The 15,843-nt window shown below is 69.7% G+C and carries 16 protein-coding genes; 5 read left to right on the forward strand and 11 right to left on the reverse strand.

Going from position 1 to position 15,843, the window contains the following annotated elements; all coding sequences use genetic code 11:
• Window positions 1-31 precede the first annotated feature (31 nt).
• Window positions 32-1,129, reverse strand: a complete 1,098-nt coding sequence (gene dapE / locus ACSUZC_RS15940; protein WP_439029482.1) for a succinyl-diaminopimelate desuccinylase — start codon at window positions 1,127-1,129, stop codon at window positions 32-34.
• Window positions 1,130-1,155: 26 nt separating this feature from the next.
• Window positions 1,156-1,671: a DM13 domain-containing protein gene (locus tag ACSUZC_RS15945; RefSeq protein ID WP_439033149.1), complete on the reverse strand. Its 516-nt coding sequence runs from the start codon at window positions 1,669-1,671 to the stop codon at window positions 1,156-1,158.
• 186 nt (window positions 1,672-1,857) lie between these two features.
• Here ACSUZC_RS15945 and dapD point away from each other — a divergent pair, with 186 nt between their 5' ends.
• Both dapD and ACSUZC_RS15955 read left to right on the forward strand, forming a co-directional pair.
• Window positions 1,858-2,823, forward strand: coding sequence for a 2,3,4,5-tetrahydropyridine-2,6-dicarboxylate N-succinyltransferase (dapD, locus tag ACSUZC_RS15950; RefSeq protein WP_439029483.1), 966 nt, complete (start codon window positions 1,858-1,860; stop codon window positions 2,821-2,823).
• Window positions 2,824-2,962: 139 nt separating this feature from the next.
• Entirely contained in the window at window positions 2,963-3,205 is a 243-nt protein-coding gene (locus ACSUZC_RS15955) for a DUF3072 domain-containing protein (RefSeq protein ID WP_439029484.1), read from the forward strand.
• A gap of 12 nt (window positions 3,206-3,217) precedes the next feature.
• Here ACSUZC_RS15955 and dapC read toward each other — a convergent pair whose 3' ends face one another.
• Both dapC and fdxA read right to left on the reverse strand, forming a co-directional pair.
• Window positions 3,218-4,360 carry a succinyldiaminopimelate transaminase gene (gene dapC / locus ACSUZC_RS15960; RefSeq protein ID WP_439029485.1) on the reverse strand — a complete coding sequence of 381 codons (1,143 nt, stop codon included), beginning with the start codon at window positions 4,358-4,360 and terminating at the stop codon, window positions 3,218-3,220.
• A gap of 10 nt (window positions 4,361-4,370) precedes the next feature.
• On the reverse strand, window positions 4,371-4,700 hold the full coding sequence (gene fdxA / locus ACSUZC_RS15965) for a ferredoxin (RefSeq protein ID WP_004019217.1): 330 nt from the start codon (window positions 4,698-4,700) through the stop codon (window positions 4,371-4,373).
• A gap of 448 nt (window positions 4,701-5,148) precedes the next feature.
• Between fdxA and ACSUZC_RS15970 the strand changes: the two genes are divergently transcribed.
• The gene (locus tag ACSUZC_RS15970; RefSeq protein WP_439029486.1) at window positions 5,149-5,745 is read left to right on the forward strand and encodes a cysteine dioxygenase; all 597 of its coding nucleotides are present in this window, start codon (window positions 5,149-5,151) and stop codon (window positions 5,743-5,745) included.
• Complete coding sequence (locus ACSUZC_RS15975; RefSeq protein WP_439029487.1) at window positions 5,742-6,125, forward strand: rhodanese-like domain-containing protein; 384 nt, start codon at window positions 5,742-5,744, stop codon at window positions 6,123-6,125. The genes ACSUZC_RS15970 and ACSUZC_RS15975 overlap by 4 nt, the downstream gene beginning before the upstream one ends.
• A gap of 31 nt (window positions 6,126-6,156) precedes the next feature.
• On the opposite strand, the gene cofG is transcribed toward ACSUZC_RS15975, so the two are convergent.
• The 7 genes from cofG to typA all read right to left on the reverse strand — a co-directional run bounded on the left by cofG (window position 6,157) and on the right by typA (window position 15,453).
• Window positions 6,157-7,404 (reverse strand): 7,8-didemethyl-8-hydroxy-5-deazariboflavin synthase CofG, encoded by a 1,248-nt coding sequence (cofG, locus tag ACSUZC_RS15980; protein WP_439029488.1) that lies wholly within the window; start codon window positions 7,402-7,404, stop codon window positions 6,157-6,159.
• Window positions 7,404-8,954 carry a flavin-containing monooxygenase gene (locus ACSUZC_RS15985; protein WP_439029489.1) on the reverse strand — a complete coding sequence of 517 codons (1,551 nt, stop codon included), beginning with the start codon at window positions 8,952-8,954 and terminating at the stop codon, window positions 7,404-7,406. Before ACSUZC_RS15985 ends, cofG begins: the two co-directional genes overlap by 1 nt.
• Window positions 8,951-10,093, reverse strand: a complete 1,143-nt coding sequence (locus tag ACSUZC_RS15990; protein WP_439029490.1) for an FO synthase — start codon at window positions 10,091-10,093, stop codon at window positions 8,951-8,953. The genes ACSUZC_RS15985 and ACSUZC_RS15990 overlap by 4 nt, the downstream gene beginning before the upstream one ends.
• A gap of 69 nt (window positions 10,094-10,162) precedes the next feature.
• The gene (locus ACSUZC_RS15995) at window positions 10,163-10,582 is read right to left on the reverse strand and encodes a facilitated glucose transporter (RefSeq protein ID WP_439029491.1); all 420 of its coding nucleotides are present in this window, start codon (window positions 10,580-10,582) and stop codon (window positions 10,163-10,165) included.
• 12 nt (window positions 10,583-10,594) lie between these two features.
• Window positions 10,595-11,479 carry an N-acetyl-1-D-myo-inositol-2-amino-2-deoxy-alpha-D-glucopyranoside deacetylase gene (gene mshB, locus ACSUZC_RS16000; RefSeq protein WP_439029492.1) on the reverse strand — a complete coding sequence of 295 codons (885 nt, stop codon included), beginning with the start codon at window positions 11,477-11,479 and terminating at the stop codon, window positions 10,595-10,597.
• A gap of 13 nt (window positions 11,480-11,492) precedes the next feature.
• Window positions 11,493-13,472: an ABC transporter substrate-binding protein gene (locus tag ACSUZC_RS16005; RefSeq protein WP_439029493.1), complete on the reverse strand. Its 1,980-nt coding sequence runs from the start codon at window positions 13,470-13,472 to the stop codon at window positions 11,493-11,495.
• 67 nt (window positions 13,473-13,539) lie between these two features.
• On the reverse strand, window positions 13,540-15,453 hold the full coding sequence (typA, locus tag ACSUZC_RS16010) for a translational GTPase TypA (protein ID WP_439029494.1): 1,914 nt from the start codon (window positions 15,451-15,453) through the stop codon (window positions 13,540-13,542).
• Window positions 15,454-15,660: 207 nt separating this feature from the next.
• On the opposite strand from typA, the gene ACSUZC_RS16015 reads away from it, so the two are divergent.
• Window positions 15,661-15,837 carry a hypothetical protein gene (locus ACSUZC_RS16015; RefSeq protein ID WP_439029495.1) on the forward strand — a complete coding sequence of 59 codons (177 nt, stop codon included), beginning with the start codon at window positions 15,661-15,663 and terminating at the stop codon, window positions 15,835-15,837.
• Window positions 15,838-15,843: the final 6 nt, after the last annotated feature.

A 15,843-nucleotide genomic window follows, 5' to 3' on the forward strand; every position in this document is an offset into this window, starting at 1 on the left:
CGTGCGGCGGCGAGTCGGGACTGCCCGTGGGTCAGGACAGATAGCTGCGCAGGAGGTCGGTCACCGCGCGGATCTGCGCCACCGGAACGCGTTCGTCGACGCGGTGTGCGAGGTTGGGGTCACCGGGACCGAGATTGACCGCGGGGATGCCGAGTGCGGAGAACCGGGAGACGTCGGTCCAGCCGTACTTGGCCCGGAAGCGTCCGCCCGCGGCCTCGACCAGCGCGGCGGCCGCCGGGTGTGCCAGACCGGGCAGCGCTCCCGCGGCCGAGTCGGTGACCTCGAGCGAGACGCCGTCGGCGAGATCGGCGGCGAAGACCTCGCGTACGTGATCGAGCGCCTGATCGACCGAACGATCCGGCGCGAAGCGGAAGTTCACGTCGACATACGCCGCATCCGGGATCACGTTGCCCGCGACACCTCCCGAGACCGCAACGGCCGACAGGCCCTCGCGGTACTCGCATCCGTCGATGTCGACCCGGCGCGCCTCGTAGGCCGACAGCGTCGTCAGCAGTCCGCCGAGCTTGTGCACGGCGTTCTCACCCATCCACGACCGCGCGGAATGCGCACGCGTACCCGTCGTCGACAACCGGACCCGCAGCGTGCCCTGGCATCCTGCCTCGATGAGGCCGGCGGTCGGCTCGCCGAGGATCGCGACGTCGCCGGTCAGCCACTCGGGGAGCTCGCGCTCGATGTCGTTCAGGCCGTTGAACTCCGCGGCGATCTCCTCGCAGTCGTAGAAGATCAGCGTCAGATCGGAAGCCGGCTCGTCCAGCGTCGCCGCGAGATGCAGGAACACCGCATCGCCGGACTTCATGTCGACGGTCCCGCATCCGTGCAGGACATCTCCCTCCTCGGGATGGGTCTCCCGGCGATGTGGGAGGTTCCCGGCAACCGGGACCGTGTCGAGGTGTCCGGCGAGGATGACGCGCCGCGCCAGACCGCGGTTGGTCCGGGCCAGTACCCGATTGCCGTGCCGGAGGATCTCGAAACCGGTCGTCTGGCGGCGCAGCGCCTCCTCGACCGCGTCGGCGACGGCCGCCTCGTTGCGCGACTCGCTCTCGATGTCGACCAGGGCGGCGGTGAGGTCGACGGGATCGGCGGCCAGGTCGAGGACGGGGTTGCTCACGCTCCCACCGTAGTACCCGCGTCGGGTCAACCGACGGGACCGAGTTCCGTCGCACCGAAGGAGACGCTGAACTTCACGCACCACAGGAACACCGCGGGGTACTCGTCGAGATCGACGTCGGCCGGGATCTCGTAGACCTGATCGCCCTTGTTGCCCTTGATCATGCCGAGATCGACATGCGGCGCGTCCGCGGCGGTGCGCCAGCCGGCGAACCCCTCGACCACCTCGGCCCCCGACAGCCACACGTGGACATCGGGGCCGGTGGTGGTGTCGAGGTTCTCGATCGCGAGAATCCTTGAGCCGTCCGGTTTCTCGATGACAGAGACCGCCCCGGTGGTCGAGTGCTCGTGGCTGATGAGGGTGCCGCGCGAGGTCACCACGGGCCCGGCGGGCGGCGCCTGCCCCGGTGTCGACGTCGTGGGGGTCACCGCGACCGGGATCGCGTCGTCGACTTCGGTGTCGACGAAGAGCAGCCAGGGCTGGAAGATCACCGCCCCGACGGTGAGCGCGACGACGACCGCCAGCCCGAGTCCGCCGAGCACCCACGGCCAGCGGCGGCGTCGCCGCGGCGGTGGGGGCGGGTGCGGATGGCCGGTCATGGCAACGAATCTACGAGCGCCCAGCCGGCCCCGACCAGGGGTTTGGGTCGAACGGATGACGCTCGGCACCCGGCGCTGCGCAGGGTGGCGAGCCGGGCGGGCACCGCCGATCACCTAGACTCACCTGTCGTGACATCAACTGGCGCACACGCAACTGGCATCGCGACCGTCATCGACGGGGGCTCGACCCCCGGCGTCGTCCTCGACGTGTGGTTCCCCGAACCCGAACTCGACGGCGTGGACACGGCGGAGACCGTCACGCTCGACGACGAGTCGACTCCCGCGCACCTCCGCGACCTGGTCGGCGTCGATGCCGTCCGTGGTGTGAAGACCATCGCGGTCCGCACCGGCATCGCCGATCTCGCGGCCGCACCCGTCGACGCCTACGACGTCTACTTGCGCCTGCACCTGCTGTCGCACCGGCTCGTCACCCCCCACGGCGCCAACCTCGAGGGCATCTTCGGGATGCTCGCCAACGTCGTGTGGACCAATCACGGCCCGTGCGCCGTCGACAACTTCGAGTCGGTGCGGGCAAAGCTCCGCGCTCGCGGGCCGGTCACCGTGTACTCGATCGACAAGTTCCCGCGCATGGTCGACTACGTCGTCCCCGGCGGCGTGCGCATCGGCGACGCCGACCGCGTCCGCCTCGGCGCCCATCTCGCGGCGGGTACCACCGTCATGCACGAGGGCTTCGTGAACTTCAACGCCGGCACGCTCGGGTCGTCGATGGTCGAGGGCCGCATCTCGGCGGGGGTCGTCGTGGGCGACGGTTCCGACATCGGCGGCGGCGCCTCGACGATGGGCACGCTCTCGGGCGGCGGCAAGGAGATCATCGCGCTCGGAAAGCGGTGCCTGCTGGGCGCCAACTCGGGCTGCGGCATCCCCCTCGGCGACGACTGCGTCATCGAGGCCGGGTTGTACGTGACCGCCGGCACCAAGGTGACCGGCCCCGACGGCACCCAGATCAAGGCGCGCGACCTGTCCGGCCAGTCCAACCTGCTCTTCCGTCGCAACAGCCTCACCGGCGCGGTCGAGGTCGTCCCCTGGAAGGGTGACGGCATCGCGCTCAACGAGGCGCTGCACAAGAACAACTGAGCCCACTGCGACCAGCTCTCGCTCACCATTTCCGTTCCCGCTCACACAGAGCGGGTGAGCGGGAACGGAAATGGTGAGCGAACGGGTCGCGACGAGTCGCTCACTGGCCGGATTCCCGAAGGCGACGTATGGTGGGCTCATGAGCACATCGAACAACCGTTCGACGAACGGAACCGACGACGTCCTCGGCGCGGGTGCGGGCAACAGCACCGAGAAAGACCCGGACGACTGGGTGACCGGTGACGAGCCGATGACCGGAGCCCAGCGCAGCTACCTCGACACCCTCGCACGGGAGGCCGGCGAGACGATCTCGGCCGACCTCACCAAGGCCGAGGCCTCCGAGGAGATCGACAGATTGCAGCAGAAGAGCGGCCGCGGCTGATCCGGTCGGAACTCAATCGGCCAGACGAGCGACGGCCGCGCCGATCCGCTCGTCGGTCGCGGTGAGCGCCATGCGAACGTGGCGTTCGCCCGTCGGACCATAGAAATCGCCGGGGGCGCAGAGGATTCCACGCGCGGCGAGCCAGTCGACGGTCTCCCGGCACGGCTCGTCCCGGGTGGCCCACAGATACAGGCCGGCCTCGGAATGATCGACCCGGAAGCCCGCACCCTCGACCGCGGCCTTCAACAGTCGCCGACGCGCGGCGTAGCGTTCGCGCTGCTCGTCGACGTGCGCGTCGTCGCGCAGCGCGGCGGTCATCGCTCCCTGGATGGGAAACGGCACGATGAATCCGGCGTGCTTGCGAACTGCGAGGAGCTCGGCGATGAGTTCGGTGTCGCCTGCAAGGAATCCCGCCCGGTACGACGCGAGGTTCGAGATCTTCGACAGCGAGTGCACGGCGAGCAGTCCGGTGTGGTCCCCGTCGCAGACACGCGGGTCGAGGATGGAGAGCGGTTCGCCCTCCCAGCTCAATCCGAGATAGCACTCGTCGGACACCACGACGGTGCCGCGTTCTCGCGCCCAGCCGACGACCTTGCGCAGATGGTCGACACCCAAGACCTTGCCGGTCGGATTCGACGGCGAGTTGATGAACATCAGCGCCGGATTCATCGGTCCGAGCGCAACGGTCGAATCCGCACGCACAGCGCGCGCACCCGCCAACAGCGCGCTCACCTCGTAGGTCGGGTAGGCGACTTCGGGGATGACCACGTCGTCGCCCGGTCCCAGCCCGAACGTCGACGTCAGACCGGCGATGACCTCCTTGGTCCCGATGACCGGCAGGATCCCGGACTCGTCGAGTCCGGTGACACCGTGTCGTCGGCTGAGCGACTCCGCTGCCGCCTGCCTCAGTTCACGGGTGCCGACCGTCAGCGGATAGCCCGGAAAGTCCGCGGCCGCGGCGAGGGCGTCCCGGATCAGCTCCGGCACCGGGTCGACGGGCGTGCCCACCGACAGGTCGACGATGCCGTCGGCGTGCGCTTGCGCTGCGGCCTTGGCTCCGGCGATCGTGTCCCACGGGAAGTCGGGCAGGCGCCCGCTCACACGGGTCGAGGTGACGCGCAGCGGCACCGCGGCGCGGGAGACTGGACTGCTCATGCGCAGCGGGTCAGTCCTCTTCGTTCATGGGCGGGAGACCCTTGATGAAGGCGGGGTCGGCGTCGGTCTTGCCGACCTTGCTGGCACCGCCGGGCGAGCCGAGGTCGTCGAAGAAGTCGGCGTTCGCGCTGACGTACGGCTCCCACTCGTCCGGCACATCATCTTCGTAGAAGATCGCCTCGACCGGACACACCGGTTCGCACGCACCGCAGTCGACGCACTCATCCGGCTGGATGTAGAGCATGCGTCCACCCTCGTAGATGCAGTCGACGGGGCATTCCTCCACGCAAGCCTTGTCCAACACGTCGACGCAAGGCTCCGCGATGATGTAGGTCACCACTCACTCCTTCGCTAGGGAAGATCCGGGTCGGCGCGACACGATGAACTGTTCGGCGTCGAACGGCTCTCCGGCGTCGGCGCCGGTGCGGCCCGAGGGCTGGTCGAACCGCACCCCACAGTATCCGCCCCGGTGGTGCCCACGACGAAATCGCCCCCTGCCGGATCGCGCCCGGAGCGGAGCGGGAGTAACGAGAATCACACTTCGGCCCCACTCACAGAACCCGCCGGGACCGGGGTTTCGCTCACTGTGCCGACAACCCTCGACGCCGGGCCGTTCCCCGGGCATGGTCACCCGCATGATCGTCATCGACGAATCCGTGATCGCGGGAGACCGCGCCGACGCCGAGCGCGCCGGCGTGGAGCACGAACCGGTTCGACGGTCGATGTGCATGTGTTGTCGCTGATCGACCTCATCGACCGCCATCGCCGCCCCTCCCCAAGGATTCGCCATGACCTCGACCCTCGCCCGCACCGCGCCGAGCACATCGCGTGATCGGCTCCGGACCGCCGCCCCGCGCGCCCTCGGTCACCTCCCGACCCGACTGCGGCCCGCCGATCTCCTCCGCATCACCGACCAGGGCGTGGCCGACGTCCTCGACGGCCGTCACGACGCGCTCCTCCCGTACACATGGGATCCCCGTCATCGGTGGTCGACGCGATTGCACGCCGACGACGACGTCGACGTCTGGCTGATCAGTTGGACCCCCGGCGAAGCCACCGAACTCCACGACCATGCGGGCTCACTCGGTGCGCTGACGGTGCTGTCGGGTTCCTTGCGCGAGTACCACTGGACGGGGGACGATCTGGCGGTGCGCATTCTCGACGCGGGCGACCAGGCCGCCTTTCCCCTCGGTTGGGTCCACGATGTCGTGCAGAACCCGGCGATCCGGCTCGCCGACACCGCCGATACGGCGACGCTCCCGGCGGTCCCCACCCTGAGCGTGCACGCGTATTCGCCACCGCTGACCGCGATGTCCTATTACGACATCTCCGAGGGCGGGCATCTGCGTCGCAAGCGCACGATCCTCACCGACGAACCCGAATGAGCGGGTCCCGCCACACCCGGACCATCGCCGACGTGCTCGCCGAGGCGCGGTCGCGCATCGAACGCATCGAGGCCGCGGACGTCCCCGGCGAACTCGCGGCCGGCGCGATCCTCGTCGACATCCGGCCTGCCGCCCAGCGGGCCGAGGAGGGTGAGGCCGCGGGCGCACTCGTGATCGAACGCAACGTCCTGGAGTGGCGATGCGACCCGGCCAGCGACGCGCGTATCGCACCGGCCGTCGACCATGACGTCCGCTGGATCATCCTGTGCTCGCAGGGCTACACGTCGAGTCTCGCCGCGGCAGCGCTGCAGGATCTCGGTCTGCACCGGGCCACCGACGTCATCGGCGGGTACGAGGCCCTCGCGCCGCTTCTGGACTGAGTCGAACCGGCTGAGAACGACCGGCCGCCGGTCAGGCGACCGCCGGCCAGGGACGTGGTGCGGGTCGGGCGTCGGCGGCGAGGCCCGTCACGGGATCGGCGAGTGCGGCGACGTGGCGGGCCAGCGCCGGATCGATCCACTCGTCACCGGCGAGCACGTACGGCGGCTGCGCCGTGATGCGTTCGGTGAGAACGAAATCCGACTCGGCGGTCCGGGCGGCCAGGGCGTCGAGATTCGGCCAGGGGCGTTCGGGATTCACGTGGTCGGGTGTCAGCGGCGACACACCGCCCCAGTCGTCCACCCCGGACGCGATGAGAGCGGCACATTCGGCGGGCGACACCAGGTTCGGCGGTGCCTGCACACGCATGTGCGGTCCCAGGACGATGCGGGCCACCGCGACCGCGGCGAGGAATTCGGTCATCTCGGCATCCGGGGTCGATCGCATGGCGGTGTCGGGTTTCGCCCGGAAGTTCTGCACGATCACCTCCTGGAGGTGGCCGCCCTGCGCATGCACTTCGGCGAGCGCGAGCAGCGATTCGGCACGCTCACGGAGGGATTCGCCGATCCCGACGAGGATTCCGGTGGTGAACGGGACCCGCGCGGCGCCGGCGTCGCGCAGCACCTGCATGCGCACGAGCGGATCCTTGTCGGGACTGCCGTAGTGCGCCTGCCCCTTCTCGGTGAACAGCCGGCGCGAGGTCGTCTCGAGCATCATGCCCATCGAGGGGGCGACCGGGCGCAGGTGGAGGAGCTCGTCGAGGCTCATGACTCCCGGATTGAGGTGCGGCAGCAGTCCCGTCTCCGACAGGACCGCGACCGCCGCGGCCCGCACGTAGTCGAGGGTCGAGCTGTATCCGCGTTCGGCCAGCCATTCGCCGGCCTGCGGCCAGCGGTCCTCGGGACGGTCGCCCAGGGTGAACAGTGCTTCTTTGCAGCCCAGTTCGGCGCCGCGGCGCGCGAGGTCGACCACCTGGTCGAGCTCGAGGTAGAGACCTTCGCCCGCACGCGCCAGCTTGCCCGGCACCGTCACGAAGGTGCAGTAGTGGCATCTGTCGCGGCACAGTCTGGTGAGCGGGATGAAGACCTTGCGCGAGTAGGTGATCTGGCGCGGCCGCCCCGCCGCGGCGAGCCCTTCGTCGCGGATCTCCGCGGCGATGGACTGCAACTCGGTCAGTTCGTCTCCCGAACTGGACAGGAGCGCGACGGCGTCGTCGACACCGATCGGCGCACGGTCGCGGGCGGCCGACAATGCGGCACGAATGGTCGTCGGGTCGGTCATCACTCCCCCTCCATGGTGGTCACGGCGTTCGTCCGGTGGTGTGCGGTGCTCTCGTACGGGGCGGGATCGAAGGTCCCGTTGCGTTCTCGGAACGACACCGCCGTCCCCGGCCACAGCAGCGTCAGGCGGCCGCTCTCCGGATCGACGTACCAGCTGTCACATCCGGTGAGCCACACCGTCGACTCACTGCGTTCGTCGATCTCGCGGGTGTAGGCGGCTTCTGCCTCGGCCGAGACGACGAGCGTCCGAATGTCGTTGTCCCGCATGTGATCGAGTGCGCCGGCCACGTAGTCGAGCTGCGTCTCGATCATGTAGATCGCCGAATTGTGCCCGAGCGCCGCATTCGGCCCGTCGAGCACGAACATGTTCGGGAACCCACTGACGACGGTGGACGCGTACGACGTCATACCCGCCGCCCAGTGCTCGGAGAGCAGGCGGCCGGACCGGCCCACGATCAGCGATGCGGCGGGCGGGCGCGCGGCCTCGAATCCGGTGGCCATCACCAGGACGTCCACATCGTAGGTGTGCCCGCTGCGCGCGGTGGCCTTCGACTCGGTGACCGATGTCAGCGCACTGGGTTCGAACACCACGTTGGCGCGTTGCAACGCGGGATAGAAGTCGTCGCTGAGAAGTATTCGCTTGCAACCGATCTCGTAGTCGGGCGTCAGCTGGTCCCGCAGGACCGGGTCGGAGACCTGCGCGCGCAGGTGACCGGTGGCCCGCGCCCGGATCTCGTCGATGTCGGGCGAGAGGCCGAGGCGCTGGCGGAACGCGACATCGGCTTCGGCGAGGAGGCGGTTGCGTACCTCGTCGGCGACGACGGGGTCGAGCAGCTCTGCGCGTTCGGCGTCGGAGTACCGACGGTCATCGCGCGGCACGACGTAGGGCGGTGTCCGGCAGAAGACCACCAGGTCCTCGGCCACCTCCGCGAGATGAGGGATGAGCTGGACCGCCGAGGCGCCGGTGCCGACGACGCCCACCCGGGCACCCGCGACGGCCACGTCGTCGCGCCATGCGGCGGTGTGGACGACCTGACCGGGAAAGCCGTCCAGACCGTCGATGTCCGGGATACGCGCCTCCGAGAGCCGGCCTACGGCCATCACGAGGGAACGGGCGCGAAACGCTGCGACCGTGCCGTCCGGCCTTCCCGCGCTGATCACCCAGTGCGCGTCGGCATCATCCCAGACGGCTCGACACAGTTCGTGTTCGAGCAGAATCCGGTCCGCGAGCCCCTCGTCGACCACGGTCTGTTCGAGGTAGTCCCGGATCTCGGCGCCGCTCGGGAAGCGCGACGACCAGTCCGCCGGGGGCCGGAACGAGAACGAGTAGAGGTGAGCCGGGATGTCACAGGCAATGCCCGGATAGGTGTTGTCCCGCCAGGTGCCCCCGACCGCGTCGGCGCGCTCGAGGACGACGAACGACTCTCGCCCGGAACGCGCGAGGGTGGTGGCCATGCCGAGACCGGCGATGCCCGCACCGATGATGGCGACGTCGACATCACTGATGGGGGTCGCGATCGGCTCACGGGCGGTCGATGCGGTGCCGGTCACGGACGCACCTGAGGAAGCGCTGTCTGGCGGTGGGGCTCCGGTTGCCGGTAGCGCGTGGTGCGCTGGCGCGGTGTGCGGCCCGCACGCGCGGCGATGTCGACGAGGGTGTCGACGTCGAGCACCCGGCCCGCCTCCGGGCCCGCCCCGGGCATCAGACCGCCGTCGAGCAGCAGCCCGCCGATGTCGTCCGCGCCGCCGCGCAGCAACAGGTCGACGGTGTCGGTGGGCAGTTTTGTCCACGCCACCTGGATGTGGTCGATGAGGCCCGCGGCCATGAGCCGGGCGACCGCATGGAGTGCGCGCGTCTCGCGCTGCGACGCGTCGGCCGTCGCGACGCCGACCAGGTGCGGCGGGACGTTCTCGCGGAGCAGCGGCATGAGGATGAGTTCGGTGAATCCGCCGGTCCGCCGCTGGATGTCGAGCAGGGTGCGCAGATGCGCGACCTGCTGCGCGGGTGTCTCGATGTGCCCGTAGAGCATCGTGGCGGTGGAGAACAGCCCGGTTCGGTGTGCCGTCTCGATGACATCGACCCACTCGGCTACCGGCGGCGCCGAGCCGGAGGGGGACAGTTCCGCCCGGACCGTGTCGTCGAGGATCTGCGCCGCGGTGCCGGGCACGGAACCGAGCCCCGCCGCCCGCAGCCGCCCCAGATGCTCGGCCACCGATACCCCGGACCGGGCGGCGCCATCGACGATCTCGGGTGCTCGATAGGCATGTAGGTGCAGGCCCTCAGCCGCGCCGGTGATCTCCGCGACGAGCCGGACGTACTCGGTGGCGGGCAGGTCGGCGGGCAGCGGACCCTGCATGCAGATCTCGGTGGCGCCGAGTTCGACGGCCTCGGCGACGAGGTCGGCGAGTGTCGGGTCGCCGGGCCCGAGGCGGCTGACGACGGCGGTGTCGAAGTTGCGGTTGACGACGAACGTGAGTGAATCCGGATCGGTCACCCGGCGGCGCACGGCGTCGGCGAGGTCGCACAACTCCTCCAGGTGCGGTCCGGAGGCACCCAGCAGCGCGGCCCAGCCCTGGTCGTCGAGGGCATCGGGACCGAGGGCGGCCGGGTCGTCACGAACACGGCGGAGTGCGGCCGTGACGCGCTCGATCGGGGCCGTGATGTCGTCGGCCCACGCGCGCAGAACCATGTCCCTCACTCTAACGTTCGGCCGCCGCGGTCCCCGCGCCGACAGTTCAGCGGTTCCCGCGCCGACGGTTCAGCGCGATGTGGCTGCGCTACGGCCGGGTTCGGGTAGCCGGCCGGACCAGATCAGGGCGACGGTCGGGCCGGCGCCCAGCACGAGGAGCAACACGGTCTGCCACAGGAAATTCCCGCTGGGTGTCAGGACGACGTCACCGCCGGGGCCGGGGAGGCCGCCGGCCACGAGGACCACGAGTCCCCACGCGCCGAGCGGTCCGTAGCGCCAGGCCGTGGCCGTGAACCCGGCGGCGAGCCAGAGCAGTACCACGTTGAGCAGGCCGGCGACGATCGCGGCGACGGGCAGCGCGACGCCCCCGAATCGCTGGTAGGTGAAGGCCACCGAGAGAAGACCGACGACGAAGCCGTCGAGGACGAGGAACCCGAGCAGCGCACGGTCGAGGGCGCGGCGTCGCGTGGGGCCGGTGGGAGCGGTCATGGCCTGCGGTCCTCAGTCGATCCCGGCGAACAGGTCGGTTTCGCGGGTTCCGGCGCGCACGTCGTGCCGGTGCGGCTCGGTCAGGAGGAAGTGCTCGTGGTCGGCGATCGGTTGCAGGATGTTGTTCGACAGCGCGTATTCGGTGCCCGACTCGGCGACGGTGACCTGCGTGGCGTGCGCCGTCAGGGCGGCGACCTTGTGCGGGAGGTACGAGCGGATGTCGATCTCGGTGGTGATGGCGTCGTCGGGGTACCTGGGCAGTTCGCCGTCCGCCGGCATGCGCCAGCCGTCGGGCACCGAGGAGACGCCGGCCAGTCCGGCTTGCAGCGCGCTGTGCTCGGTCACGGATTCGTACACCTTGAGCGGACCGGTGCCGAGGTCGCGGACGCGGCGGACCGCGGCGGCGGTGACTTCGTGGACGAGCTTGTGGTCGGGATGCCCGTAGGTGCCTGCGGCGTCGTAGCTGACGACCACCTGCGGTGCGAAGTCGGCCAGGACCTCGACCAGTGCGCCGACGGGTTCGTCGAACGGCGCCCGGACGAGAGCGCGCGGATGATCGGCCGACGGCGAACCGGCCATGCCGGAGTCCCGCCATCGTCCCGCTCCCCCGAGGAATCGGGGCCGCAACGCCGGTTGGTCTGCGGGGCTCAGCGCCGCCAGCGCGCGGGTGAGTTCGAGGATGCGGAACCCGCCCAGCTGATCGGCGCCGCCGTCGGCGACCAGTTGCGCCCACTCGTCGCCGATGACCTCGCCCTCCTCTCCGAGTGTGAAGGTGAGGACGCGGACGTCGACACCCTCGGCGAGGTAGCGCGCGATGGTGCCGCCGGTCATGATCGTCTCGTCGTCGGGATGGGCGTGGACGAGGAGCAGCCGGCGCGCGGCGACCGTCGCGGTCACCTCAGATCCCGGTTCATGACAGTTCCCAGTTCACGGCCGTCCCGAAGATGGACACCTGGATCGGTCCGGTGAGCGGAACGTCGCGCACGGCCGGCGTGGTCCCGGTGACCATCGAATCCTGGTACAGCGGAAGGTAGATGGCCTGCGCGGCCAGCAGCGGTTCGGCCTGGTTCAGCGTGGCGACCGGGTCGTCCTCGGACAGCGCGGTGCGCGCCAGGTCGATCAGTCGCGGATCGCAGAGACCGGAGATGTTGCTGGCGTAGCTGTCGCCCGGATCGCCCCCGCTGGGTGCGATGCTGGTGGGCGTCGGTGGCGTGGCGGGCGACGGCTCGGTGCCGGGCTTGGGCTGGTTGCAGTCCACCTGCGAAGCCAGGGACGCCGCGGCCGGGACCCCGAGACCTGTCCAGCCGACGACGAGATCGACTCGCCGGTTGGTCAGCGCGGAGCCGTACAGCTCGCCGTTGGGCAGGGTCACCACCTGGGCGCGGACTCCCGCGCCGCGCAGCTGGTCGACGATGCTCGACGCGGCCGAGATGGTCCGCGGATCACCCGCGACCGCACCTACGCGCAGGATCAGGTCCTGGCCGTCCTTCTGGAACGGCAGGATTCCCTCCGGCAGATCGGGCACCTCGGCGAGGCCCTCGACCGGCGTCTCGCTCGGACCCGGCGTCGTCGACTCTCCCGACGCCGACGGGGCCGGTACGACCGGCGAGGATGATTCTCCCGATGTCGGGGACTCCTCCGAGGCAGAGGGAACCGGAGACGCGGAGCCGACGGGTTCCGGCGCGGCGCGACGGTAGCCCGCCGAGCCCAGCAGCGCGTCGATCTCGGCCGGCGGGGTCCGCGGGCGCGAGACCGGCGTGTACCCCGGGTCCGACGGGGCGAAGACCGTGTTGGCATACGGCTGCACGACCGAGTCCCCGGCGCCGGCGAACGTGGTCAGGCGGGGATCGATCAGGCCGAGAATTGCGCGACGGACCTCCACCGAACTCATCGCCTCGGTACGCGCGTTCACACTGACGCCGAGCGATCGTGAGGTCAGACTGCGGGCCGTCTCGAGACCCGGGAGGGCGCCGAGTTCGGCTTCGGTCGCCGGTGAGGCGCCGAGTGCCACGATCGAGGAGTCACCGGACCGGATGGAGTCGAGCATCTGCGCGGAGGTGCCCGCGCGACGCAACACCACCTGATCCAGTCGGGGCGGGGTGACCCAGTAGCGGTCGTTGCGTGCGAGGCGTACCTCGTCGCGTGTCTTGTCGATACCGACGATCGCGTACGGCCCGGCGGAGACGGGCTTGCCGGTGTCCATGCCCGTCTGGAAGCCGGCGGGCGCGCCCTTCAGGACGTGACTGGGCAGCAGACCGGTGAACAGTTCGCGCCACGCCGGATACGGACGCTCGAACCTGACTTCGACGACCTTGCCACCCTGGCTGGACTGGACCGAGTCGATGAGGCGGTATCCCGCCGGAGCGACCACGTTGGGCTGGCGCGACATCTGCTGCCACAGGTAGTTGAAGTCGTCACCGGTGACGGGCAGACCGTCGGACCACTGTGCATCGGTGTGGATGCGATAGGTCACGGTGAACGGTGCCCGCGAGGTGACCTCCGCGGAGGTGACGAACGACCGCTGCAGTTCCCACACCGTTCCGCCCGGCGTCTGGACCGGCACGAACGCGCTGGGCAGCGTCATCGCCGCGACGGCCGTCGTCACCGGATTCTGGTCCGCCGCGATGTGCGGGTTGAACCCCGCGCCGACCGAGTCGGTGGCGACATAGATCGTCTTCGCCACCGGATACTCGGTCGGGGTGGGCGGCGGGCCGGTGTCCCGGACGGGTGGCGGCGGATCCGACATGCACGCGGTCAGGGCGACGAGCAACGCCGCACCGCACGAGAGCAGTCCGAGCGTGCGGCGCCGGACCGGGTGCGCGGCCGCGCTCCCCGTCCGACCCTCCGCACAGCGCTCTGGTCTCACGCGATTCACCTCGGATACCCCCATGAAGAAGAAGCTTCTCGGCCCATCGGACGTGTCGGCCCCACCGCCCCGGCCACCGGTCGCGCGCGGGTCAGGAACCGACGGCGGCGTCCCGGGACTTGGCCCGCGAACGCTCGCGTGCCCGCGTGTTCGAGTCGAGGTGCACCTTACGCACGCGAACGACCTCCGGGGTCACCTCGACACACTCGTCGGCAGCACAGAACTCCATGGCGGCCTCGAGGTCGAGCTGCATCGGCTTGGCGAGGGTCTCCATCACGTCGGCCGAGGACTGACGCATGTTGGTCAGCTTCTTCTCACGGGTGACGTTGATGTCGAGGTCTTCCTGACGCGGGTTGATACCCACGACGTGGCCCTCGTAGCTGTCGTCACCGGGGTTGACGAAGAAGGTGCCGCGGTCGGCGAGCTGGATCATCGCGAACGGCGTGACCGTGCCGGCGCGGTCGCTCACCAGTGAGCCGGTGTGGCGGGCGCGGATCTCGCCGGCCCAGGCGTCGTATCCGTCGAAGACGGCGTTGGCGATGCCGGTGCCGCGGGTCTCGGTGAGGAAGTCGGTGCGGAAACCGATCAGGCCGCGCGAGGGCACGATGAACTCCATACGGACCCAGCCGGTGCCGTGGTTGTTCATCTGCTCCATGCGGCCCTTACGCGCTGCGAGCAGCTGGGTGACCGCGCCGAGGTACTCCTCGGGCACGTCGATCGTCAGGTGCTCGAACGGCTCGTGCACCTTGCCGTTGACCTGCCGGGTGACCACCTGCGGCTTGCCGACGGTCAGCTCGAAGCCTTCACGGCGCATCTGCTCGACGAGGATGGCCAGAGCCAGCTCACCACGGCCCTGCACCTCCCAGGCGTCCGGACGGCCGATGTCGAGCACGCGCAGCGACACGTTGCCGACCAGCTCCGCGTCCAGGCGCGACTTGACCATGCGGGCGGTCAGCTTGTGACCCGAGACGCGACCGGCCAGCGGCGACGAGTTGGTTCCGATCGTCACCGAGATGGCGGGCTCGTCCACGGTGATCCGCGGGAGCGGCTGCGGGTTGTCGACGTCGGCCAGCGTGTCGCCGATCATGATCTCCGGCATACCGGCGACGGCGACGATGTCGCCGGCCGATGCCGACTCGGCGGGTGCGCGCTCGACGCCGACAGTGGCGAGGAGTTCGGTGATCTTGGCGCGTTCGACGACGGCCTCGCCGTCGACCTCTCGGCACCAGGCCACCTGCTGACCCTTGCGCAGGGTGCCGTTGTGGATGCGGACGAGCGCCAGACGACCCAGGAACGCCGAGGCATCGAGGTTGGTCACGTGCGCCTGCAGCGGAGCCTCCGGATCGCCCTTGGGCGCCGGGACGTGCTCGAGCAGGACATTGAAGAAGTCGTCGAGGTTCTCCCCCGACGGGACCTCGCCGTTGGCGGGCTGGACGGTGCTGCACTTGCCCGCGCGGCCCGAGGCGTAGAGCACCGGGAGCTCGAGGACGAGCTCGGCGGCCTTCGCGGCTTCTTCGTCGAGATCCGAGGCGAGGTCGAGCAGTAGATCCTGGGTCTCGTCGACGACTTCCTGGATGCGGGCGTCGGGACGGTCGGTCTTGTTGACGACGACGATCACCGGCAGCTCGGCGGCGAGCGCCTTGCGCAGCACGAAGCGTGTCTGCGGCAGCGGGCCCTCCGAGGCGTCGACGAGCAGGACCACTCCGTCGACCATGGACAGGCCGCGCTCGACCTCGCCGCCGAAGTCGGCGTGGCCGGGGGTGTCGATGACGTTGATGACCACCTCGGTGCCATCCGGCTGGCGCCGGTGGACCGCGGTGTTCTTGGCGAGAATGGTGATGCCCTTCTCACGTTCGAGGTCACCGGAGTCCATCACCCGGTCGACGACCTCGGCGCGCTCACCGAAGACGCCGGACTGGCGCAGCATGGCGTCGACGAGAGTGGTCTTTCCATGGTCGACGTGCGCGACGATCGCGACGTTGCGGAAGGTGGGGGCAGCGCTCACTGGCTCTCTTTCGTGTGGTTGGGGACCGGCATCGGCGGCCGGCGGTCGGCACAGCCGAACGTCTACGACGCTCACGGCCGAACAGCTCTGACCGGCGTGGGGAGCAGATCACCTAGGGATTCAAGGTCACAGAGTATCGGCTATTGCGGTGAGACCGCGATCACAGCTCCCGGAAGCGCTCGAGTTAGGGCCTGCTAACCTCGCGTCATGGGCAAGGTCGACCCGACCAGAGTGGGCTCGCTGAAGCCCAAGAAGAAGTGCTGCAAGAGCTCCACGCGCTGCGTTCGCTGCCCCGTGGTGATCCACCGTATGCGCAAGCTGGACACCTCGGACATGTCGAAGAAGGAGCTGCGGAAGGCGTTGAAGAAGGCGCGTGCCGCCTGAGGCCGC

The organism is Gordonia terrae (assembly GCF_051789125.1).
GTDB classification, from domain to species: domain Bacteria; phylum Actinomycetota; class Actinomycetes; order Mycobacteriales; family Mycobacteriaceae; genus Gordonia; species Gordonia terrae_A.

What these genes read in the sequence shown, in the direction of transcription:
- ACSUZC_RS15990 (WP_439029490.1), bottom strand. Translation starts at nt 10,093, where the DNA reads ATGGTTCTGCGCGCGTGGGCCGACGACATCACGGCCCCGATCGAGCGC.
- ACSUZC_RS16015 (WP_439029495.1), top strand. Translation starts at nt 15,661, where the DNA reads ATGGGCAAGGTCGACCCGACCAGAGTGGGCTCGCTGAAGCCCAAGAAG.
- ACSUZC_RS15955 (WP_439029484.1), top strand. Translation starts at nt 2,963, where the DNA reads ATGAGCACATCGAACAACCGTTCGACGAACGGAACCGACGACGTCCTC.
- cofG (WP_439029488.1), bottom strand. Translation starts at nt 7,404, where the DNA reads ATGACCGACCCGACGACCATTCGTGCCGCATTGTCGGCCGCCCGCGAC.
- ACSUZC_RS15975 (WP_439029487.1), top strand. Translation starts at nt 5,742, where the DNA reads ATGAGCGGGTCCCGCCACACCCGGACCATCGCCGACGTGCTCGCCGAG.
- ACSUZC_RS16005 (WP_439029493.1), bottom strand. Translation starts at nt 13,472, where the DNA reads ATGGGGGTATCCGAGGTGAATCGCGTGAGACCAGAGCGCTGTGCGGAG.
- ACSUZC_RS15970 (WP_439029486.1), top strand. Translation starts at nt 5,149, where the DNA reads ATGACCTCGACCCTCGCCCGCACCGCGCCGAGCACATCGCGTGATCGG.
- dapC (WP_439029485.1), bottom strand. Translation starts at nt 4,360, where the DNA reads ATGAGCAGTCCAGTCTCCCGCGCCGCGGTGCCGCTGCGCGTCACCTCG.
- ACSUZC_RS15995 (WP_439029491.1), bottom strand. Translation starts at nt 10,582, where the DNA reads ATGACCGCTCCCACCGGCCCCACGCGACGCCGCGCCCTCGACCGTGCG.